Raw genomic sequence first — 23126 nt, 5'->3', positions numbered from 1 at the left:
GCTACGCCGCCGCTCCGCGTTGCGGCCGTCCGCCTCGCTTGCTGAAACTCGTCTCCAGCCAATGCCGCCCGGCGCGTTTGTACCCGGCGGCGCAATGCATGCCGATAGCCTGAAAAGCCTCCCGCCGGTCGAACACAACCAGCCCCGGCGGCAGGGCGGAGCTTTGCGCCAGCCAGCTTGCCACCACACGGCTGATCAGCGCCGGTCCCGTCGCCAGCCACACGATATCCGTATCGCCCCGGTTGATGGCGTCCACCGCCTGGTCCAGCGCCCGCAGCACCACCGGATGCCCCGGCGCCACAGCCAGGAAGTTATTGCCCAGCGTCCCCAGGTCCTCCTGATACAGCACCAGCTCCGCCCCTTCGGGCAGAAACTCATCCAGCGGGCGCAGGCAGCGGTCGTCGGCATCGGCATACACGCCGCCATGCAGCGCCAGCAGGGCGAGGCGGAACAAATCCGCCCGCTGCGCAGGCTCGGCGCAGCGCCGATACGCCGCCAACACCGCTGGCGGCAGGGTCTGCGCGAGCATCTCCCGCGCCTGCCGGTCGTCGAACAGCCGCACTTCCCATCCCGGGTTCAGGGCTTGCCAACTCCGCATCAGCCGTTGGATATCGGGCGGCACCGCACTGTCCCAGAACTGGTAAATGACACGCGGAATCACGCCCCCCGGCACTAACGGGCCACGCAACGCCCCGCATTGGCGCAGCGAGAGCAGCAATGTAACGGCAAGGGCGGTATTGTCGGGGGCCTCCCGCACCAACTCCCGCAGCCTGGGCAGACGCTCGCGCGGCGTACACTGCCATAATCGCACCGCCTTGGCCGCCACCGCTTGATCCATTCGGTACTCGTCCAGGATCTGCCCGTAATGCGTCTGCGATACGTTGAGCGCCCGACCTAGGAGTTTGTTGTTGGACGCATCCAACTCCCCAACCCGGCGCAATTGCGCCAGCGCATCATCCAGTTGTAGCGTGATGAACCCGGTCCGCACCAAATCGTTATATGGGGCCGTATCTTCCGGCGCCAGCGCCTCGGCCTCGCGGTAATAATGCCGCGCGGTGCCGTACATCAGCCGGCTTTCAGCATACAGACCACGGCAACGCTGCCGCATGGCATACTCGCGCACACCAGACACCGGCATGCGCGCCAGACACTCGGCCACCGCCGAACCTGGCCCGACCTGCATCTCGCAGAAAAAGCGTTCAAACCACAACCAGAAATTCTCCGGCCCCAAGGCCGTGGAAGCCCGCGCCAGCGCGACCGCCTCGTGATAACGTCCCGTCTGCCGCAGCAAAGCGGCGCGCTTGACACGCAGTCCGGCAAGTGGCCCCTGTTGGCGTTCCAGCGCTTCCAGGCGGCTGATGGCATCGTCAACTTCCCCTACCGCCGCCAAGGTATCAATCACGCCCATTTGGAACGCAGGCTCATCCGGCTTTGCTTCGGCGGCAGAGCTGAACAGGCGATAAGCTTCAGCAAAATCACCCAGGAGCAACGCGGTGCCGCCAAGGTCCTTTACAGCCGCGACATTCACCGGCTCCCGTTCCAGCACCCGCGTTAGATGCGCAGACGCCGCCTCATGCCTGCCAAGGCGGCGCTCCACCGCCGCCAACTCCACCAGCACACCGTTATCGTTCGGGAATTTTGCAGCGATTGCCTCATACGCGGCAAGCGCGTCATCGTAACGTCCGCCATCGCGCAGGCATTGCGCCCGGCCCAACAGGGCGGCAAGCGCGTCAGGATAACGGCGCAGCGCCTCATCCGCTTCGGCCAGCGCATCGTCGTAGGCGCCAGCCGTGCGCAACTCCTGTGCCAATTGCTGCCTTGGCCAAAGCTGCTCCGGCGCAAGCCGCACTGCCTCGCGGAATAGCCTGACGGCTTCGTCGTGGTTTCGCCGCTGCCTGGCGCACAGGCCAAGCTCCAAAAGCGTGTCGGCGTTTTCTGGCTCCTCACGCAGGGTGTCGCGGCACAGTGTCTCGGCCTCGTCCAACCGGCCTGACATTCTCAACAAAGCCGCAACGCGCCTCCGCCCCCATAAATCGTCGGGATTCCGGTTGGCATAGTCCTGATAATAGGCCAGTTCGGCTGCAGGGCCGCCGCTGGCAGCCAGGCAAGCGCCAAGGCGCTCAACGGGCAGTTTTTGGCCTGGGGCCACTTCAACCGCATGGCGGAATGCGCTCTCAGCTTCCGCCAACCGACCTAGCACCGTCAACTCCTCGCCCACGTCGAGCCAACGCCACATATCTCGCGGCGCCAACTGAGCGGCGCGCTGAAAGGCGGCCAGCGCGACCTCTCGCGCACCGCGCTGCCGTGCACAGCGGCCCAACCGCAGAAAAGGAGCCATGGTATCTGGTGCAACTATGGCGGCGCGCTGAAAGGCGGCTTCGGCATCGTCCAACCGGTTGAGTGCGATGAGTTCATCGCCCACGTCGAGCCAACGCCACATGTCATGCGGCACCAACTCGGCAACACGCTGGAACACGGCCAGCGCTTCATCGTGCGCGTGACGTGTACGGGCACAACGGCCAAGGCCAATCAGGGCCTGAGGCTGATCCTGTTTGATAAGCAAAATGCGGGAATAGGCGTCTTCCGCCGCTTCCATACGCCCCAACGCCACAAGAGCGCCAGCGACATCCAGCCAACGCCAAATATCCTGCGGCTGCAACACGGCAGCGGCGGCAAAAGCCCGTAGCGCGGCTCCATGGTCGCCTTGGGCATTGGCCGAGCGGCCAAGCTCCACCAACGCCCCGACATTCGCCGGCTCAGAAGCCAGAATCTGCTCCGCCTGCACTTGACGCTCCAACGCCTCCGCCGCCGGCTTCACATCGTTGCTCATGCCACAAGCCACTCCAACACCGGCGAAGCCATACGCGCCGGTGTAAATTGGGCCGCCTGCACGCGCGTATGCGTCGTCAACTCCACCAACCGCGCTGGCGCCTCGATCTCGGCCAGCGCCGCAGCGAATTCGGTAACCGAGAGCGGATCGAAATACACTCCCGCCTTACCAATCACCTCGGGAAAGCTCGAAGTCCGCGCCGCCAACACGGGCTTGCCCAGGCTCAACGCCTCCAGCGCCGGGATGCCAAACCCCTCGTACAACGAGGGGAACACCATGAATTCGGCATGGGCAATCAGCCGGTATTTGACGAATTCCGAGACGAAGCCGGTAAAGATCAGCCGCTCGCGCTGGGCCAGGGTGAGCGCTTCAAGGAAACCCTCAACCAGCCAGCCCACCTTGCCGATGATCACGAACTTAAGATCCGACTCCCGCAACTCCGGCAAACTCAACGCATGCAGCAGGATGGAGAGATTCTTGCGCGGCTCGATCGTTCCCACCACCACCGCATAACGCCCCAGCTCCGGGCGCGGCAGGTTGTGGTCCATGAGCGCGAAGCCCTCTGGCCAGTCCACATACTGGTACATGATCCTCGTTTTGGCCGCGACAGAGGGGAAATAAGTGGTCAGCGCCGCCTGTGTCGCCTCGGAGGCACAAAGTACCAGTTCGTCGGAGGCCAGCTCCTGGGCCAGACTGTCCATATGGTGGTCAACATTCGCAGTCTCGTGGTTCTCAGGCATCACCAGCGTGCTGATGTCGTGCACCACGCTGGCCTCGCGCGGCGAGACACCCGCCACCTTCTTGTTAGAAGGGTAGAGCAGCGGCGCACTGGTATCGGCCGGGCGATACGAGGCATAGGCATGCGCCTCATAATGATTGCGCAGGAAGGCCCCGGTGCCCATCGTCAGCGCGGCATGCACCTTGGCGGCGGGCAACTCGGTCAGGTTGAAGCAGTAGGAGAGATCGACCCGGCCATCGGCCAGCAAAGCCTGCACCAGACGGCGGGTGAACACCGGAATGCCGGTCCAGAACGTCTCCAGCAGCGGCCCCACATCCACGGTGAGCCTGGGCTTCGCGCCACGGGCAATAGCGGGCGTTTTCAACGTGCGGCGCTTGGTTTTACTCATCCCCGTCACTCCCGGCGCGGGCGCTGCGGGGCGGCGGATCAAGCCGCTCGATCTGGGGGCGGGCCCCGAAGGCCGTTGTCAGCATCGCCTGCAACTCCGGCGGCATGGCGCGATGGCGGGGGACCGTCACCGAAATCCGAGAGAAACGGCTGTAATAGGCACGCGGCAGACGCCAGAACTCGAATCCCTCTGGGATTACCAACTCGAGCTTGGCGTCAGGCAGATCGGCGGGGGCCAGCAGCGCGGTGGCGATGATGACGTTGCCCAGAACCGCGCGCGGCAACACGCCGCCATGCTCCAGCAGCCCGCGCAGCAAGCGGGTCAGCATGCGGGGCACCGTGTCTTCCTTGCCTGCGGCCAGCGGCGCGCCAAGCAACAGCAACCGCTCAGGCGTGCGCAGCACCGCGCGGATGCGCTGGGCCACATAGAGATTGAACGCCGGGTCGGCCGCCGCCACGCCCGTGACCGGAATGTAGGTGACCTCGCCATACAGGGCGAGTTTATCCGCTGGCAGGTCGCCCGCCAGCTCGTTGCGGGCCACGCTGTCCTCGATGCCGCAATCGTTGAAGTAGAACTCGCGGAAAGACGCCATGCCTGCAAAAGCCTGACCGGTGGCTTGCAGCAGAACCGGGCGCGGCGTGTATTTCGCCTTACCTTCACCAAAGCCGAGGCAGCTATTGACCTGCGACACCAGTTGCGGCGCCAACTCCGGCGCGCGCATGGCAAGGCGCCTGAGCGCCGCCACCGCCTCGGCTTGGCTGCTCCGGTAGAAGAACAAATGGTTTCGCCGACCAGGCAACAGATGCACGACCACGCCATCGGAGAGGCTGAGATGATCCTCGACCTCCCCCAGCCGGGCATTGAGCCAGGCCAGCGCCTCGCCGTGAGTAAAGATCTCAGACCGCAGGATGAAGACGAGCCGTCCTCCCACCGCCTCGACATGGTCGCGCAGCAACTGCACCGCTGCGCGCAACCCACTGGAGAGACGCTGGCGCAGCACCGCCTCGGCATCCAGCAGCGCGCCTTCGGGCGTGGCCTCAGCCAATTCACGAGCAGGCAGGGAAACGGCAAGCCCTTTGTCGAACAGCACGGCTCAGCTGTCCCGGAACGGAAAAGATGGATGGCACGGCGCTACCAGGGTTCCCGGCTTCGCCCGGTACTCCGCGCTGTCCGCCAGCTCGCGCAGCACATTCAACGGTTCCTGGTGCCCCTGGCGGATGAGGTTCGTATAGGCGGTCAGCGCAGGGTGGTCGACCGGTCGATTGAGTACATAAAGGAAGGCGGCGCCGACAAACTCCTCCACGCCGTGCTGGCGGATAAAAGCGTCGAGCACCCGGCCGCAACCTTTCAAGCGGCTGATATCGCCGAGCAGCGTAGGGTCCTGGGCGATAATGTCCCCGACCGTGCTGGCGGGAGGAACGGGCATGTCAAGTTCGGGCAGCTCCGGCACATTATGCAACACCTGTCCGGTACCGACCTCGTGGAGCGAGAGCGGCATCCCCCGCAGCTGGCTAACGGGAACCACAAGCCGCCCGCGGAACGCGCACCAGCCCGTGCCGCATCCGGCATCGGCAAGGTCGGGGCGATAATGATTGGCAATGGCGAAGGCTATTTCGGTGCCACCGCTCAGCACGGCAATGGTCAAAGGCTGCAATGGCCGGTCATTGTCACAAGCCCAGCTATTTATGAATCCCGACGAGAGCAGCACGTCGAGGTGGCCACGTAAATTCACGGTCTTATCCAGCTCCCGTCCGCCAGCGTCACGCATGGCCGCGTCACGTCACGCTAATCAAATCACCTCGGCCAGGCAAGGCGCGGGCTAGCGCCTACGCCTCATCCTGAACGAATTGGATATGCGCCGGCACGGCCGGTATATTGGCATTTGCCAGCACCCAGCCACCGGGCGCAGCGCTGAAGCCAAGCCCCGCATAAACATGCCGGCAGGGCAGGTTGCGGGGGGTCTCCTCCATATCCGCGAAAACGTCCTGTTCCGCCTGACGGCGCAACCAGCCAACCACTTCCGCGACCGCCGCCACCTCGGCCCCCAGCCCCAGCACGCGGCAGCTCATCACGAACTGTCCAATGCGGTTCCCCGTAGTGATCAGGACACCCACCAGCCCGTAATCGGTATAAATGTCCGCAAGCTCAAAAACATGAAACACGCTCCCCGCGGCAAAAGCGGAAGCGGCCTCCTCCAGCGTCCAGCGCTTGCCGGTGGTGTTGAACTGGTTGGTCTTGTTAATCAGCTCCAGGGCGCGGGAGAAACGCGGGTGTGAGACATCGCTGATCGTGAACAGTTTCATGTGCAGCTTGAGCGACGCGAGGAACTCATCCCGCGTCATCGCTTGGCGTTGCTGCTCACGCTGAATCTGGGCCTGCACCATCTCCGTGCGCTGGGCCGATTCCGCCGTCACCTCGGCGCGCTGGGTTTCCGCCGCCCACAACAGCAGGCGACGCCAAGTGAGCGGCGTGCCGCCCAGTACCCGCACCTCGGGGAAGGCCGCCTTGATAGCCGCGCGTTCGACCGGACTGTCATCGACATAGAGGACATTGCCTGGCAGCACATTCACCTCGGCCATGATCTCTGCGAGGCTCTGCGGCTTGGGGTTCCAGTTGATCCGCCACGCGGCGAAATCCTCAAGCTTCAGGTTGCGGCCAACGATCCGCTCCCAGGCAGCGCGCGTCACGCTCTCTTCCGCCTTGCTGATGATGGCGAGCAGAATACCCCGGCGCTTGAGGAACAGCAGCGCCTCCCACAGCCCTTTCGGCCAGCCCTCCGTGGTAGGCATCGCATCATTGTCCGTTTCCCCCGCGATGCCGCGCCACAGCGTATCGTCCAGGTCCACGGCAACGAGCTTGACGGCGTCCTGCTGGCGGACGCTGCGCAGCATGGCGACCAGTTCCCGCCAAGCGGCACCGAACAGATCACCCCCCTTTTCCTCGTAGATTTCGGTCGCCTTCAGCGATGGCTCCAGCCGATTCTGGTCGAACTCGTAATCGAAATCGCTGATGAAGCTGCCATGGTTAAGGGCCGAATAGACATCCTCCTGCACAAAGCGGCGGCCGTAGAAGCTGTGAATCTCGTTGAGGTCAAACCAATAGGCGTTCTTGTAGGCCGCCATTTCGCGGGCCATCGCCTCGTTCAGCTTCTCGACGAAATAAACCGGGTTGCGCAGGTCGTAGCGCGGCAAGAGCCGCCCCACAGCATTGGCCATCGGCACCAGATAGGGGATGACAAAGGTAAGAATGCCGAATTTCTGATTCCAGCGCATCACCTCGGCAAAAGCGCGGCGCATATTGGCCAGGGCCAAATCGAACAGGCGCTCATGGCCTTCAACATCCATCTGCCCCAGCCGGGCAAAGGCCGAATCAGGCAGGGCGAAACGCAGGCCAAGCTGCACCAGCTGGAAATCATATGCCTCCACCGGCTGCGGCGGCTGTTCCGGTAAGGGCGTGCCCTGCAGGAACAAATCGCTCTCGCACGGCTCGGGCAAGCTTTTCATCCGCAGAGCAAGGGCTTCCGACAGGCAGGAACCGATAATCAGCGCCCGCCGCGGCGTTAGCGCCGTGATCTCAAGCTCCGCCGGCACCCGCAAGACCAGCGGATCAATTAAAGAAGGCATGCTGTTGTATACTTACCCTGTGTCATGGCGCTCTGAACGCCAATGTAGCCAATATCTGACGTAAGGCCAGAGTTATACCCCCGCCTATTTTAAAGCGAATTCACGCAGCAGATCGGTAAAATCAGCATTTCATGCCATTGAAGCCGACTAACGGCAACACATCCCAGACCATGACACTGGCACCGGCGGAATGCATCCGCCGCTTTCCATTACCTGCGCTGCCCCAAGGCTGCCACCGCGTCCGCCAACGGCTCGCCGTGCCCCAGGCGGCCATGCAGAAAGCCCCAACGGGCGAGACTGCCCCGGACCATTCACCCTGGGCCCCGCCACCAGCGCCAAGACCAGCCGGGAGATGGGTATCGTGACCTGGAACCGCCCGCGCCCACCCAATGCCCCGGCAGTTTCGCAGCTGACCACCCCCAGCCTCACGCTCATGTGGCCACTGACCTTGCTCGTGACGGCGAACCTGCCTCATCACCCCATCAATCCCCTTCAAGACACCACGCCAGACGCAACAAAATCAAAATAAACGGACAAATCCCAAACCCAAAAACCATGATCCGGTGCCAGCCAGCTTCCTCGAAAATATCAAATCCCTATAGCCGCAGCCTCTGGCCCGCAGCTTTGTCTCTCGGAGGTTTTCGGCGTCAAAAACTCTCCACGAGAGCGGTCTGGCCTCTTTCTGCCTGATACCGCCACTCCCTGTTCTTCGAGCCTCAGGGCAGATGGAACTGGCAAATTATCGTCAATTATGGCGGGTTGGCATGACAAGGCAGATCAATCACACTCCCACCATGATACCGTTCAAGCCCATACTTTTAAATGTCACTTTAATACTCCCGGTGATCGGTTGCTCTCGAACTCACGTGAAATCCTAAGGAATCAAGACGATGAATCAATCGCTCGGATCGGTCGTGTCTAGCAAGCTGAAACGCGATGTGCATTTATCCGGTCTGCTTTTTGCCAGCACGACCAGCATTGTGGGCTCGGGCTGGCTGTTCGGCGCCTACCACGCCGCCCGGATTGCCGGGCCGCTGAGCATCTGGAGCTGGGTGGTCGGCGCCGTGATCATCATGCTGATCGCGCTATGCTTCGCCGAGCTCGCGGCGCTGTTTCCGCGCAGTGGAGCACTGGTGCATATGAGCCACGCCAGCCATGGCGAGGGGCTGGGGCGCATCTGGGGCTGGATGCTGTTCCTGGCCTATGTTCCCGTTCCGGCTGTCGAGGGCGAGGCCGTCGTTACCTACGCCAATAATTATGTGCCGTATTTCATCCAGCCTGGCAGCAATGGGTTGCTGACTGTGGCCGGTTTTATCGTCTGCGCACTGCTGCTGGGGCTGTTTGCGGCGCTCAACCTGCTGGCCGTGCGGCTGCTGCTACGGGTCAATTCCGCCGTCACCTTATGGAAGATCGCGGTGCCGCTGCTCACCGTCATCGTGCTGATCGCCGCCAGTTCGCGTTGGAACGTCGCGGCCGCCGCGCCGGGCAGCTACAATTTCGACGGCATCTTCACCGCCCTGCCGACGGCGGGTGTCATCTTCAGCTTCCTCGGCTTCCGCACGGCCATCGACCTTGGCGGCGAAAGCTCCAACCCCGGCCGCAATATTCCCCTGGCGGTGATCGGCTCGGTGCTGCTCGCGGGCATCCTCTACGCCCTGCTGCAGGTGGCGTTCCTGGCCGCGTTGAGCCCCGGAGACCTCGCCAATGGCTGGGATCATCTCAGCTTCAGCGGGCAGGCTGGCCCCTTCGCTGGTTTGGCCGCGACGCTGGGCATCGGCTGGATGGCGACGCTGCTCTATATCGACGCCTATATCTCCCCCGGCGGCACCGGGCTGATGTATCTGACTGCTGGTTCCCGCATCCTGTTTGCCATGGGCGAGACCAATGCCGGCCCGCGCTGGCTCATGGCGCTCAACAAGGTGCAGGCGCCCTGGCTGTCGGTGCTGGTCATGTGGGCGGTGGGCGTGCTGTTCCTACTGCCGTTTCCGGCCTGGCAGCTGATGGTGGGGTATATCACCTCCGTCAACGTGTTGACCTATGGGCTCGGCCCGGTCGTGCTGCTGGTGCTGCGCCGCAGCCAGCCGGGGCTGGCAAGGCCGTTCCGCCTGAAGGCGGCGGGGCTCCTCGCCCCGCTGGCCTTCGTGTGCAGCAACTGGATCATCTACTGGACCGGCTTCAGGACCGACACCGTTCTGTTCCTGGTCATCGGCATCGGCTTCGCGCTTTATGCCGTGCAGCATCATGTCGTTGCCAAGAAGCCGGCGGCGGATTTCGGTTGGCGCTATATTGCCTGGCTGCTGCCCTGGTTCGGCGGCGATTGGGTGATTTCGGCGCTCAGCACTGTCGGCGGCGGCTATGGCCTGATCGGGTTCTGGACAGGCGTGGCGCTGACGGCGGTTTGGAGCCTGATCGTGATCTCTCTGGCCCTGCGCGCGGCGCTGCCCGCGGAGGAGACCGCCGAGATGATGATCCGCATGGAAAGCACCATCTGATCTGTATGTCTGCCCCCTGGGTTCATATTGAACTCAGGGGGCAAGTGGCAGTCCGCATCGTCGGCTGTGTCAGCCTTTGAAGGACCGGGACAGGAGGATATAGCCCAGCCCGGTCGAGATGAAGTTGATGCCCAGGAGAAGACCCAGGGCGATCAACGAGATCCCCGGCCAACCGGCGGCGATGATGATCGCCAGCGCGATGCTGGCTATGCCGGAGAGCAACATGCCAACCCATCCTGGGGCAGGCCGCGCCTCCAGGGAGAATACGAGTTCTGCCGCTCCCTGGAAAATGAACATGATGCCGAGAATCAATGTCAGCGTCACGGCACCGGCCAATGGGTTGAAGGCCAGGAACACCCCGGCCGCGGCGAAGAGCAGGCCAACGAGGTTGGCGGCGAAGAACGGACCGGTCCCGTGGATCCAGAAGGAACTCATAAAAAGGGCAATGCCGGAAATGAGCAGCATCCAGCCCACGAAAAGAGTTGCGGCCAGCGTGCTGAAGACGGGGAAGACCACGGCGGCCACGCCTAGCAACACCATGAGGAGGCCAAGCCAGAATAGGCGGGAGGACGCAGTGTGCAGCCTGTGATGAAAGAAACTCGGGTTTTCGGAGGGCGTGGCCATTGGTTGCACCATATCGGTTATAGGTTGCTGCCGGACGGGCCCGGCATGATCGAATTTATGCGGCTATCCGCGGTCGTACAGAGGCGGCGGTCTCCTCGCCATGCTCTTGTCGCACCGAACGGCTGGAGATGACCATCAGCAGCCCCCGCGAGAGGGCTATATGGCCTTCGTCCACTCGCTTGCGACCTCTCGAACGAACTCGGCGGTGGCTATTGTCCGTCGAACCCTGGGCGTTAATGTTGAACACCGACAGCCGGTAACAAGAGGAGAGCCGCCCCATGTCGTCCCCCAAACTGTTCGAGCCCCTGTCCGTGGGCAACCTGCAGCTCATCAACCGCATCGTGATCGCGCCCATGTGCCAATATTCAGCGGTGGACGGGTGCATGAGCGACTGGCACCTGATCCATCTTGGCCAGCTCGCCCAGTCGGGTGCGGCGCTGCTGACAATCGAAGCGACCGCGGTGGTGCCTGAAGGCCGCATCTCCTATGCCGATGTCGGCCTTTGGGACGACGCAACCGAGGCTGCAATGGCACGCACGCTGGCAAGCATCCGCCGCTGGTCGAACATGCCGATCGCGGTCCAACTCGCCCATGCCGGGCGCAAAGCCTCCACCGACCTGCCCTGGCTAGGTGGCGCGCAAATCGCGCCCACGCACAAGAACGGCTGGCAGACTACCGCGCCTTCCGCACTGCCGTTTGCCGAAGGCGAGAATGCGCCCACAGCTCTCGACCGCGGGGAAATGGACCGGATCCGAGACGCCTTTGCCAAGGCCGCGCGCCGGGCCGGGCGTCTGGGACTGGACGCGGTGCAGATCCACGCGGCGCATGGCTATCTGCTGCACCAGTTCCTCTCGCCGCTCTCCAACCGGCGCGAGGATGAATATGGCGGTAGCCTTGAAAACCGCATGCGTTTCCCGCTGGAGGTGTTCGACGCGGTACGCGCCGCCTTTCCGGCCGCTCACCCGGTAGCGGTGCGCGTTTCAGGTACCGACTGGGTGGAAGGCGGCTGGGATACCCAGCAAACCATTGCCTTCGCGCAGGCGCTGGAAGCCCGCGGTTGCACGGCGATCCACGTTTCAAGCGGCGGGCTCGACCCGCGTCAGCAGATCCCGGTCGGGCCGAGCTACCAGGTGCCGCTGGCCCGGGCGGTCAAGCAGGCCGTCTCCATGCCGGTTGTCGCTGTGGGGCTGATTACGGATTACAACCAGGCCGAGGCGATCATCGGCACAGGTGACGCGGACATGATCGCGCTCGCCCGCACCATTCTGTACGATCCGCGCTGGCCATGGCACGCGGCGGCGCACCTTGGGGCACGGGTCAAGGCGCCGAGCCAGTACCTGCGCAGTCAGCCCCACCACAGCCGCGACCTCTTCATCAAAGCCTGATGCTGGGTAATCTGCTGCCGCGCCACATACGGCAGCAGATCGAGACATTTTACATCCGCGAACGCGCTTGGAAACAGACCGCGACCTGCAATCCGTCACTGATGGGGAAGGGATCGTGAATGAACCTGTTCAACGAATCTTATGATTATGTCCGTCCCCATAGGAGCCAACTGCGCCTCTTTTCTGGCAGGACCTTGCTTCAGCAAACGGGGCGATAACGGCCAGACGGCCGGTGGAGCAATTTTCAAACTGGATTTGCAGCCCCCTGCCGCCCCCATGGCGCTGTCTGTTGAAGAGGCGCTGCCCATGAGGCCGAACAAAGCGCTGGCCCGATGAGGATAAATGCCGATTGTCTCGCCTAAAGGCAAGGAGTACAATACTTCCGTTTCTTCAAGCTCATCTTCCATTACCAATCCTTAACATTGCCGTTCAAAACGGAAGCGTTCAGCCCAAAAAACAGAACGGTATGGAGATAAGTTTAAGACAACTCGTAAAGGAGGTTGCCATGAAGCAGCTTTTTTTGACGGCTGTGTTTTCTGTGCTTGGTTCAATTGCATTCGCGCAATCCACAGCCGCCAATCAAATTTTGGATAGTGTCACGACTTCCATAACCACAAGCGGTTACAGTAGCAGTGCCAGCAATATTAGTTCCATTAGCAATTGCAGCGGTGCCGGCTGTCAGGTGACCCAGATTACGAGCAGCTGCGACAGCAATTGCAAGGGCAGCGCGACAGTCAACGGCAAAACTACAACGTACACTGGGCCAAGCGGTCAGTTGTTCACTATTGGCGTCAGCCGCACTGGTGTAGTCAGCAGTAACGGCACGGTCAGCAGCCAACATTGAGGTCTGGCACGCCGTAGCCATCGTCACGGCCAACCAGGAAATCCCTGATCAAGCCCATCTAGATCCGAATATGCAACGTCTTATAGACTGACTTCCCCAGACAGGTGGCGTTTTGTCCCTGGTTAAGGCCAGAATAGCCGGGTTCGCCACTCACTCACCTGGATTGCCCATGGATCTGCAAGACTTCGATCTCAATCTGCTCCTGGTGTTCGACCAGATGTTGAAGAAAAAGAGGGTCTCCCGCGTGGCGGAAGCGCTGGGGGTGACGCAGCCCGCCATCAGCCGCTCGCTCAAGCGCTTGCGGGCGCTGCTGGGCGACGAGTTGTTCCACCGCACCGCCACCGGCATGGAACCAACGGCCTATGCCGAACATTTGGCCGCGACCGTCCGCGCCGTGCTCGATGCATTGCACAACGCGATCAACCAGAAGTTCCAGTTCGACCCCAAAACAAGCAGCCGGAATTTTACAATCCGGATGACGGATATCGGCGAACTCATGATTCTGCCGCGTTTGTTGCAGCATCTCAGCCGGGAGGCACCCGGCGTATCAATCACGATCATCCGGGGCAACAATGAAACGCTGAAAACGGATATGGAGACGGGACAAGTCGATCTCGCCATCGGTTTGATCGAGACCCTGGAGGCAGGCTTTTTTCGCCGCCAAATCTTCAAGCAAGGCTATGTCTGCGTCTTCCGCCCCGACCATCCCCTTGCGGGAAAACCTCTGACGCTGGAGGATTTCGAAAGGGCCGAGCACGCCGTCGTCACCGCCGCGGGCACGGGTCATGCCCGTATCGACGAACTGATCGAGGCACAGGGCATAAAACGCAAAGTGAAGTTGAGGATCCCAAATTATGCCAGCCTTGAACGCCTGCTTCAGGGCTCGGAGATGATCGCGACCGTCCCGGAAGCCTTGGTTCAGACCAATTTTTCTCCTTTGACTCTTAGCTATGCACGGCATCCCGTGAGCCTGCCACGGCTGCCCATCGAAGAATTCTGGCACGCCCGCTTCCATCGCGACCCGGCCAATGAATGGTTGCGCAATGTCATCGCCGTCCGATGTGCCTTACCCGCCATCGAGCCTCTGCGCTGAAGCATGCTCCACGGTAATTACTTAATCTGCAACTATAACCACTGGTTATGGTTATCTTTACCGCCAATGCATTGAGCCTTTGTGGGGGTGAATTACACCTTGTCTCCGTCGGGGGCAGCCCCGTCCCATGAGCAAACAAAAACCACGGAGTGTCCATGAGCATCGGAGACTGGAAAATCGCCATCGTCGGCGCCGGCATCGGCGGATTGACGCTGGCTTTGGCCCTGCGCCAGCAGGGCATCGCGGCGGAGCTGTACGAGCAGACCGCCGAGCTGCGGGAGGTTGGCGCAGCGGTCGCGCTCTCGGCCAATGCCACACGCTTCTACGATCGCATCGGCATGCGCGAAGAATTCGACAAACTGTGCTTCCCGATCTCGACGCTGATCTACCGCGACGGGCGCGATGGCCGGGTCATCGGACGACATAGCGGCGAGCCCAGCTATGAGGAACAGTTCGGCGCCTGCTACTGGGGCATTCACCGGGCGCATCTGCAGGCCATCCTCTCCAAGGCCGTGGGCATGGAGCACATCCACCTGAACAAGCGCCTCGCCGACCTAAAGGATGAAGGGCGCGAGGTGATCCTCTCCTTCGAGGATGGCAGCACCGCGAAGGCGGATCTGGTGATCGGCGCGGATGGCGCACGCTCGCTGGTGCGACGCTGGATGCTCGGTTACGACGACTCACTCTATTCCGGCTGTTCGGGCTTCCGCGGGATCGTGGCGCCAGAGCTATTGAGCCTGTTGCCGGACCGCGACGCCATTCAGTTCTGGGTCGGTCCCGGCGGGCATCTGCTGCACTACCCAATTGGCAATGGCGACCATAACTTCCTGCTGGTCGAGCGCCATCCCTCGCCATGGCCGGTGCGCGACTGGGTGACCAGCGCCGAACAAGGCGAGCAGCTGCGCCATTTCGCCAATTGGCATCCGGCGGTAGTGCAAATGATTACCGCCGTGCCAACCAGCCAGCGCTGGGCGCTGTTCCACCGTCCGCCGTTGGGAAGCTGGACGCGCGGGCGCGTAACCCTGCTGGGCGATGCCGCGCATGCGCTGGTGCCGCATCATGGCCAGGGCGCCAACCAGTCCATCGAGGATGCGGTGGTGCTGGCCGCCAGCCTCGCGCAGCATGGCATGGGCCGCTTCGCCGAGGGGCTCGAGCATTACGAGAGGCTGCGCCGCGGGCGCACGCGCAAGGTCCAGTTCGCCTCGATCTCCACCGCCGATGTGCTGCACCTGCCTGACGGCCCTGCAGCCGAGCAGCGCAACGCCCGCTTGGCGAAGCGGAAGGAGATCGTGCACCATCTTGGTTGGATTCATGAATTCGACCCCGCCACGCAAGTGCCCAGCGAACGGCAGGGTGGTACTTGGCTATAAGACGAACCAACACTCACCTTAACCAGATCACGGCGCGGCAACGATGGCATCGCAACCAGACTTGCCTGCCATTCACAAGGTGATCGTTTTTAATCTTCAAGACGTAACGGATTCGCGACTTACTGAAAAAGGCGGGGATTACTCCCCGCCTTTAGGCGTTTCGTTCTTCGGCCTTAACCGATAGCTTTGCGCCTTACCGCGCCTCGCTGATCAACCTCGCGCCGCCGGAACCTGAGGCGCGGGCTGGGCCGGAGGCGGCGGGGCCGGTTGTGGCGCCGGCTCGTACGCCGGTTGCGGCGGGGGCGTCGGCTCGGAAGAACATGCCGCGAGCAGCGTTACGGGAACCACGACGGCAAGCATTGCAGCACTACGGGCTAACCTGTAGCGGACCACTGTGTCGAAACTAGTGAACATCTGTTACCCCCTCGTTGTTGAATTTCTCGTAAATAGGGTAAAACATAGTAGCTCTTCTTGCCTAAAAGGCAAACAACTATTTGCATGATTTGGCAATTATTAAGGATGTGGTACTAGTGGGCTCGCCATGGCACATGTTCCGGCTTAATCGCCAAGAGCTATCAACTTCAGCTCGGGCGCGATTATCCCGACGCGCGACAATCACGGGCGGCACGCTCTCTCTCGCCGCGGCATGCGCGCTTGCGGGGTGCCAGGCGGATCCAAAGCCAGATGTGGCCTCCATGCGAGCGCAGCCTGCCAATACCGAACTCGGCAACCTGATCAACGGCACGCCCGAATTAGAGGTCTCCGGCGAACATCTGAATGCCGAATTGTTGCGGCGTTTCTACGTACGTCATAGCTTCGAGCCCGTATGGACGACCCGGCAAGCGCAGGTGAACGCCCTGGTGAACGCGGTGTTTCGCGCCGACACTCAAGGTCTCGACCCTGAGCTGTTTCACGCCAACCTGCTGGAGCGCAGAGAGATGTTGGCGCCGCTTGATCGTGAATTGTTGCTGTCGGACGCCTTCCTGTCATATGCCGACGCTCTGGCCCGTGGCGCCGTGCCGGTTGAGCTCCGAAAAGATGACGAGACTCTAACGCCTGAGCCAATCGATGTGGCTGCTGTGCTCGATGCCGCTATCGGCAGCTCCAATCCCGCGGTAGTAATCGAGGCGCTGGCGCCGACGACGCCAACCTATCAGGCGCTGCGCCAAGCCTTGCAAATGTATCGATCTGGAAACATATTCTCGACGGACCGCTTGCGCAAGATTGTGGTAAACCTTGAACGCCAACGTTGGTTGCCAAGGCCGCTGCCGAAGGAGCGCGTCTGGGTCAACGTTGCCGATGAACGACTGATATTTTATCGCGCCGATCAGCCGGTTTTCTCTACGCGAGTCGTTGTTGGCGAAGATGTCGAGGGCAAGCAGAGCCCAGAGTTTCGCACCATGATCGACGCAAGTTTTTTCAATCCTCCATGGGTTATCCCGAGCGACATCGCCAAGGCGGAAATCCTGCCGGAGATCAGCCACGACCCGAATTACCTGGCGCAGAATAAAATGGTAATGCTGGCAAATGGCGAGGTAGAGCAACTGCCCGGGCCAGATGCGGGGCTCGGACTGATCATGTTCGACATGCCAAACCGGTTCGAAGTTTACCTGCACGATACCCCGGATAGATACATCTTCAACCGCGATAATCGCCGCATCAGCCATGGATGCATCCGGGTACAGCATCCCCGCGAGCTTGCCGCCTTGCTGACAAAGCAATCGATCAATACGATCAATCAAGAGATCGCGGAGGGCAGCACCAGCCGAAGCAATCTGCCAATACCCGTGCCAGTATTCGTGGTCTACCAGACCGCATTTTTGGATACCAATGGAACGTTGCAATTCCGCCCTGATTTCTACAACCGCGACCCCGAGATCTGGCAACTGCTGCACAGACGCCCTTAAGGGCGAACTCGGGAAGCCCTGACCTTAGATGCCGCCCAGCCACCGGCTGCCCTCAGGGCTGGTACACCGCCGCCGCCGTGCTACGTAAACGGCGAAGACTGGAAAGTGAGTATGATGGATTTTGACCTTTTCGTCATTGGCGGCGGCTCGGCGGGCGTACGGTGCGCGCGCATCGCGGCAGGGCATGGCGCGCGCGTGGGCGTGGCTGAGAGCCGCTTCTGGGGCGGCACCTGCGTCAATATCGGCTGCGTGCCCAAGAAATTCCTGGTCATGGCGGCGGAATACGGCGCGGCGGCCGAGGATGCGCGGGGCTTCGGCTGGGATGTCGAGACCAAAGGCCACGACTGGTCCGCCCTGATCGCCGCCAAGGACAAGGAAATCGCCCGGCTCAACGGCATCTACCGCCGCCTGCTGGACAATTCCGGCGCCAAGATCTTCGACGCCAAGGCCAGCTTCATCGATGCCCATACCCTGGATGTCGGTGGCCAGCGGATCACGGCGGAGCGCATCGTCATCGCCACGGGCGGCCACCCCACGGGGCTGGGTATCCCCGGCGCGGAACACGCCATCGTCTCGGATGACGCCTTCTACCTGCCCGAGCGCCCGAAACGCGTCGCCATCGTCGGCAGCGGCTATATCGCGGTGGAGTTCGCGGGCGTGTTCGCCGGGCTGGGGGCCGAGACGCACCTGATCTACCGCCAGCCCCTCCCCCTGCGCGGGTTCGACGGCGACATCCGCGCCGCCCTGGCCGGAACCCTGGCGGGCAACGGCGTCACCCTGCACCCCGAGACCCTGCCCACCGCCATTGCCCTGCAAGGCGGAGGCAAGCAACTCACCTTAAATAACGGCACAAAGCTTGATGTGGATCTGGTGTTCTTCGCCACCGGCCGCGCGGCCAACACCAAGGGGCTGAACCTGGAAGCCGCCGGGGTGCGGACCGGTGCGCGCGGGGAAATCCTGGTGGATACGGCTTTCCGCACCTCGATCCCGCACATCTACGCGCTAGGCGATGTCACCGACCGTCTCAACCTCACCCCCGTTGCCACGGCCGAGGGCCATGCGCTGGCCGACACTCTGTTCGGCAACCGCCCGCGCGGCGTGAGCCTGGAAAACGTGCCGACGGCGGTGTTTTCCATCCCGCCCATCGCCACCGTGGGGCTGACTGAAGAGGAAGCCGCGAAACGGGGGGAAGTCACAATCTTCCTCTCCCGTTTCACACCGATGCGTCATACCCTCACTGGGCGCGAGCGCAAGACACTGATGAAGTTGGTGGTGGACAAGGCCACAAACAAGGTCCTCGGCGCACATATGCTGGGCGAGGACGCGCCCGAGATCATGCAGGGCATCGGCATCGCCATCACCGCCGGGGCGACGAAGGCGGATTTCGACCGCACCATCGGCATCCACCCCACGGCGGCCGAGGAATTTGTGACCATGCGGACACAGACCAGGGTTGCCGGCCCCGATCTTGGCACCAAGTAGCGCCGCGCTACATTTACCGTCTATATGGGGCGAAACAGGAACGCCCACCGGAGAGACCATGGACACCATCACCCCAGCCCCGCTCGCCAATGGCTGGACCCCGCATAGCTGGCGCAACTGCCCGATCAAGCAGGTGCCGAGCTACCCGGACCCCGCGCAACTCGCGGCCATGGAGGCGCGTCTCGCCAAATATCCGCCGCTGGTCTTCGCCGGCGAGGCCCGGAACCTGAAGGCGCATCTGGCCCTGGCCTCCCAGGGCAAGGCCTTCGTGCTGCAAGGGGGCGACTGCGCCGAGAGCTTCGGCGACTTCACCGCGAATGTCATCCGCGACACCTTCCGCGTGCTGCTGCAAATGGCCGTGGTGCTCACCTTCGGCGGGCGCATGCCGGTGGTTAAGCTCGGCCGCATGGCCGGGCAGTTCGCCAAGCCCCGTTCCTCGGACACCGAGACCATCGGCGATGTCACCCTCCCCTCCTACCGGGGCGACATCATCAACGGCCCCGAATTCACCGCCGAGGCCCGCATCCCCGACCCCGCCCGCATGGAGTTCGGCTATTTCCAGTCCGCCGGCACGCTGAACCTGCTGCGTGCCTTCGCCTCGGGCGGCTATGCCGATTTGCATCAGGTACATCGCTGGAACCTCGAATTCGTCGAGAACTCGCCCCTGGCCGGGCGCTACCGCGACCTCGCCGCGCGCATCGACGAGACGCTGGGCTTCATGGCCGCCTGTGGCCTGACCAGCGCCGCCACGCCGCAAATCCGCGAGACGGATTTCTACACCAGCCACGAGGCGCTGCTCCTGCCCTACGAGGAAGCCCTGACCCGCGTGGATTCCACCACCGGCGAGCATTACGCCTGCTCGGCGCATTTCCTCTGGATCGGCGACCGCACCCGCCAGCTGGACGGCGCCCATGTCGAGTTCATGCGCGGCATCCGCAACCCGATCGGCATGAAGGTCGGCCCCTCGATGGAAGAAGACGACCTGCTCCGCATCATGGACGTCCTGGACCCCGAGAACGAGCCGGGCCGCCTGACGCTGATCGCCCGCATGGGCGCTGGCAAGGTGGCCGAGAAGCTGCCCCCCCTGCTGCGCGCCGTGAAGCGCGCCGGGCGCAGCCCGGTCTGGCTGTGCGACGCGATGCACGGCAACGGCATCACCACCGCCGCCAAGGTGAAGACTCGCCGGTTCGACGATATCCTGGCCGAGCTGAAAGGCTTCTTCGCCGCGCATGAGGCCGAAGGCACCATCGCGGGCGGCGCGCACATGGAGATGACCGGGCGCAACGTCACCGAATGCGTTGGCGGCGCGCGCGGCCTCTCCGAGACCGATCTCGGCGAGCGTTACGAGACCTTCTGCGACCCGCGGCTCAATGCCGAACAGTCGCTGGAGCTGGCCTTCTACTTGGCCGAGGAACTTAAATCCCGCCGCGCGACAAGGTTCACGGCGTGATCCCCGCCCCGCTCTCCGACGCGGACATCACCGCGCATACGGACTCCTACTTCAGCCGCACGCGCAAGATCGTCGCCCGCTTCGGAGATGCCCGCGTCACCTACGCCATCTTCCTTCGCCGCCCGGTGGTCTCCGCCCCGGCGCTGATGGTGGACTGGCTGGAGGCGGTGGCGCGCGAGCGGGGCGAAACCTTCGATATCGAACTGCTGCACAAAGAGGGCGAGTGGGTCGGCGCGGGTGAGCCGCTAGTCTACATCACCGGCAGCTTCGTCGCGCTGTCGGACCTCGAGACCATCGCGCTGCAGAAGATCGGCGCCGCCTGCGTGGCCGCGCACAACGCCTACCAGATGAGCGTGGCCCTGCCGGGGGCGGCCTTCCTGGCCATGGAGGCGCGGCACTGCGCCGGGGCCGAAATGCAGGAGATCATGGCCTATGCCGCCGCCGTCGGTTCCCGCGCCGCACAGGCCGAGGGCGCGCGCGGCTTCGTCGGCTGCGCCAATGACTGGACGGCCCATTACTTCAACGCCCCGTTCGGCTACGGCACCATGCCCCACGCCCTCATCGGCTATGCCGGCTCCACGCTGCGCGCCGCCGAGATGTTCGTGGAAACCTTCCCCGGCGAGCCTCTGACCGTGCTGGTGGATTATTTCGGCCGCGAGGTGACGGACGCGCTGGCGGTCTGCCGCCGCTTCCCCGAGATGGCGCATGGCGGCAAGCTCTCCGTGCGGCTGGACACCCATGGCGGGCGCTTCCTCGAAGGGCTGGACCCGCAGGAGAGCTACGCCGTGCTGGAGCGCAACGCCCCCGGCGCGCTACGCCGCTACCGCAGCCAGTCGGAGCTGCGCTACCTCATCGGCACCGGCGTCTCCGCCGCCGCCATCTGGCGGATGCGCGAGGCGCTGAACCATGAGGGCTTCCACGCGGTGCGCATCGTCGCCTCCTCGGGCTTCGGGGTAGAGAAATGCTCGGTGATGGCGGACGCCAAAGCGCCCATCGACGTGGTCGGCACCGGCAGCTTCATCCCCGAGATCTGGAGCGAGACCTACGCCACCGCCGATATCGTGGCCTATGACGGTAAACCGATGGTGAAGGTGGGGCGCGAGTTCCTGCTCCGCGCGGGCAAACATGGCTGATACGCTGAACATCGCGCTGGCGCAGATCAACCTGCAGGTTGGCGCCATCGACAAGAACCTCGCCGCCATCCGCGCCGCGCGCGCCAAGGCCGCCGAACTGGGGGCGGATCTCCTCGTCACGCCCGAACTCTCCATCTCCGGCTACCCGCCCGAGGATCTGGTGCTCAAGCCCGCCTTCGTCGAAGCCTGCGAGGCGGCGGCGGAGGAGTTGGCCCAGGAGACAGCGGACGGCGGCCCGGCGGTCATCATCGGCACGCCCTGGAACAATGCCGGGCGCCTGCACAACGCCGCCTTTTTGCTCGATGGCGGCATCATCGCCGCCCGCCGCGCCAAGGTGGAGCTGCCCAATTACGGTGTGTTCGATGAAAAGCGCGTCTTCGTGGCGGGCGAGCCCACCGGCCCGGTGATGTTCCGCGGCTTCCGCCTGGGGCTGATGATCTGCGAGGATTGGTGGCTGCCCAATGTCTCGGCCCGCCTCACCGAGGAAGGTGCCGAACTGCTGCTCACCGTCAACGGCTCGCCCTTCGAGGACGGCAAGCAGCCCCGCCGCGTGCATCTCGCCGCCCAGCGCGTGCGCGAGACCGGGCTGCCCTACATCTTCGCCGCCCTGGTCTGCGGCCAGGATGAGGTGGTGTTCGACGGCGGTTCCTTCGTCCTCAACGCCGATGCCGAACTCGCCGTCCAGCTCCCCCAATTCGCCGAGACGGTGACGCTCACCCACTGGACCCGCACGCCGCAGGGCCTCACCTGTGCGCCGCACCCTATCGCCCCGGAACCGGACCGGCTGGAGCTGATCTACCAGGCGATGATGCTCGGCCTGCGCGACTACGTGAACAAGAACGGCTTCCCCGGCGTGGTGCTCGGCCTCTCCGGTGGCATCGACTCCGCCATCTCCGCCGCCGTGGCCGCCGACGCTCTGGGCCCGCAGCGCGTGCGCGCGGTCATGCTGCCCAGCCCCTACACCTCGCCCGAAAGCCTGGAGGACGCGGCAAGCTGCGCCGAGATGCTCGGCGTGCCCTATGAGACCATCCCCATCACCGGGGCGATGGACGCCTTCACCGCCGCCCTAGCCCCGGCCTTCGCCGGGCGCGCGCCGGACCTCACCGAGGAGAACATCCAGTCCCGTTCGCGCGGGCTGATCCTCATGGCCATCTCCAACAAATTCGGCCCCATGCTGCTCACCACGGGCAACAAATCCGAAATGTCGGTAGGCTATGCCACACTGTACGGCGATATGTGCGGCGGCTACTCGGTGCTGAAGGACATCTACAAGACCACGGTGTTCGAGCTTTCCCGCTGGCGCAACGAGAACCACCCCACGGGTGCCCTCACCGCCCCCGGCCCGGCCATGCCCGAGCGCATCATCACCAAGCCGCCCTCGGCCGAGCTGCGCCCCAACCAGAAGGATCAGGACTCGCTCCCGCCCTATGATATTCTGGACGGGATCCTGACCCATCTGATCGAGGGTGAGCACGCGGTGGACGACATCGTGGCCGATGGCTACGACCGCGCGACGGTGCTGAAAGTGGTGCGCCTGCTGGACCGTGCCGAATACAAGCGCCGCCAAGCCACGCCGGGAGTGAAGATCACCTCCCGCGCCTTTGGCCGCGACCGGCGCTACCCGCTCACCAACGGTTTCACCAACCTGATGAAATAGCAGCCTTGCTGCAACGGAGCCCGAAATTCGTCTTCGGGCTCTGGCCTTTTCCGGCGAACCGGCTATTAAGCCCCTTTGGCTGGGCCCCGCCGCCCAGCGCGTAACTGGG

The 23126-nt window shown here is 63.3% G+C and carries 17 protein-coding genes; 10 read left to right on the top strand and 7 right to left on the bottom strand.

Annotation, left to right across the window (positions count from 1 at the left end):
- Position 1: 1 nt before the first annotated feature.
- Genes HNP71_RS04920 through HNP71_RS04900 form a run of 5 tightly spaced genes read right to left on the bottom strand, consistent with a single transcriptional unit; the run spans position 2 to position 7580 of the window.
- A complete protein-coding gene (locus HNP71_RS04920; RefSeq protein ID WP_183265771.1) occupies positions 2-2830 on the bottom strand; it encodes a tetratricopeptide repeat protein in 2829 nt (942 codons plus the stop codon).
- Positions 2827-3957: a glycosyltransferase family 4 protein gene (locus tag HNP71_RS04915; protein ID WP_183265770.1), complete on the bottom strand. Its 1131-nt coding sequence runs from the start codon at positions 3955-3957 to the stop codon at positions 2827-2829. Before HNP71_RS04915 ends, HNP71_RS04920 begins: the two co-directional genes overlap by 4 nt.
- A complete protein-coding gene (locus HNP71_RS04910; RefSeq protein ID WP_183265769.1) occupies positions 3950-5047 on the bottom strand; it encodes a hypothetical protein in 1098 nt (365 codons plus the stop codon). Before HNP71_RS04910 ends, HNP71_RS04915 begins: the two co-directional genes overlap by 8 nt.
- Before the next feature lie 3 nt (positions 5048-5050).
- On the bottom strand, positions 5051-5725 hold the full coding sequence (locus HNP71_RS04905; RefSeq protein ID WP_183265768.1) for a hypothetical protein: 675 nt from the start codon (positions 5723-5725) through the stop codon (positions 5051-5053).
- A 58-nt stretch (positions 5726-5783) separates the two neighbouring features.
- Positions 5784-7580 (bottom strand): HAD-IIIC family phosphatase, encoded by a 1797-nt coding sequence (locus tag HNP71_RS04900; RefSeq protein ID WP_183265767.1) that lies wholly within the window; start codon positions 7578-7580, stop codon positions 5784-5786.
- Positions 7581-8470: 890 nt separating this feature from the next.
- Here HNP71_RS04900 and HNP71_RS04895 point away from each other — a divergent pair.
- Positions 8471-10072 carry an APC family permease gene (locus tag HNP71_RS04895; protein WP_183265766.1) on the top strand — a complete coding sequence of 534 codons (1602 nt, stop codon included), beginning with the start codon at positions 8471-8473 and terminating at the stop codon, positions 10070-10072.
- A 69-nt stretch (positions 10073-10141) separates the two neighbouring features.
- On the opposite strand, the gene HNP71_RS04890 is transcribed toward HNP71_RS04895, so the two are convergent.
- Positions 10142-10696, bottom strand: coding sequence for an HdeD family acid-resistance protein (locus tag HNP71_RS04890; RefSeq protein WP_183265765.1), 555 nt, complete (start codon positions 10694-10696; stop codon positions 10142-10144).
- Between the two features lie 278 nt (positions 10697-10974).
- Between HNP71_RS04890 and HNP71_RS04885 the strand changes: the two genes are divergently transcribed.
- Positions 10975-12081, top strand: coding sequence for an NADH:flavin oxidoreductase/NADH oxidase (locus HNP71_RS04885; RefSeq protein WP_183265764.1), 1107 nt, complete (start codon positions 10975-10977; stop codon positions 12079-12081).
- Positions 12082-12176: 95 nt separating this feature from the next.
- Here HNP71_RS04885 and HNP71_RS04880 read toward each other — a convergent pair whose 3' ends face one another.
- Positions 12177-12488: a hypothetical protein gene (locus tag HNP71_RS04880; RefSeq protein WP_183265763.1), complete on the bottom strand. Its 312-nt coding sequence runs from the start codon at positions 12486-12488 to the stop codon at positions 12177-12179.
- 98 nt (positions 12489-12586) lie between these two features.
- On the opposite strand from HNP71_RS04880, the gene HNP71_RS04875 reads away from it, so the two are divergent.
- The 8 genes from HNP71_RS04875 (at position 12587) to HNP71_RS04840 (ending at position 23017) form a co-directional block, all read left to right on the top strand.
- Positions 12587-12925 (top strand): hypothetical protein, encoded by a 339-nt coding sequence (locus tag HNP71_RS04875; RefSeq protein ID WP_183265762.1) that lies wholly within the window; start codon positions 12587-12589, stop codon positions 12923-12925.
- 169 nt (positions 12926-13094) lie between these two features.
- Positions 13095-14018 carry a LysR family transcriptional regulator gene (locus tag HNP71_RS04870; protein ID WP_183265761.1) on the top strand — a complete coding sequence of 308 codons (924 nt, stop codon included), beginning with the start codon at positions 13095-13097 and terminating at the stop codon, positions 14016-14018.
- 155 nt (positions 14019-14173) lie between these two features.
- Complete coding sequence (locus HNP71_RS04865; protein ID WP_183265760.1) at positions 14174-15388, top strand: FAD-dependent monooxygenase; 1215 nt, start codon at positions 14174-14176, stop codon at positions 15386-15388.
- Between the two features lie 695 nt (positions 15389-16083).
- Positions 16084-17295 (top strand): L,D-transpeptidase scaffold domain-containing protein, encoded by a 1212-nt coding sequence (locus HNP71_RS04860; protein WP_183265759.1) that lies wholly within the window; start codon positions 16084-16086, stop codon positions 17293-17295.
- Between the two features lie 114 nt (positions 17296-17409).
- On the top strand, positions 17410-18777 hold the full coding sequence (gene gorA, locus HNP71_RS04855) for a glutathione-disulfide reductase (protein ID WP_183266015.1): 1368 nt from the start codon (positions 17410-17412) through the stop codon (positions 18775-18777).
- 58 nt (positions 18778-18835) lie between these two features.
- On the top strand, positions 18836-20227 hold the full coding sequence (locus tag HNP71_RS04850; protein ID WP_183265758.1) for a class II 3-deoxy-7-phosphoheptulonate synthase: 1392 nt from the start codon (positions 18836-18838) through the stop codon (positions 20225-20227).
- Positions 20224-21360 (top strand): nicotinate phosphoribosyltransferase, encoded by a 1137-nt coding sequence (locus HNP71_RS04845; RefSeq protein ID WP_343062208.1) that lies wholly within the window; start codon positions 20224-20226, stop codon positions 21358-21360. The genes HNP71_RS04850 and HNP71_RS04845 overlap by 4 nt, the downstream gene beginning before the upstream one ends.
- Positions 21353-23017 carry an NAD+ synthase gene (locus HNP71_RS04840; protein ID WP_183265757.1) on the top strand — a complete coding sequence of 555 codons (1665 nt, stop codon included), beginning with the start codon at positions 21353-21355 and terminating at the stop codon, positions 23015-23017. The genes HNP71_RS04845 and HNP71_RS04840 overlap by 8 nt, the downstream gene beginning before the upstream one ends.
- Positions 23018-23126: the final 109 nt, after the last annotated feature.

Source organism: Acidocella aromatica, assembly GCF_014201825.1.
Lineage (GTDB): Bacteria > Pseudomonadota > Alphaproteobacteria > Acetobacterales > Acetobacteraceae > Acidocella > Acidocella aromatica.
The sequence above is the reverse complement of the archived record's forward strand: the minus strand, read 5'-3'. Positions and strand labels throughout refer to the sequence as shown.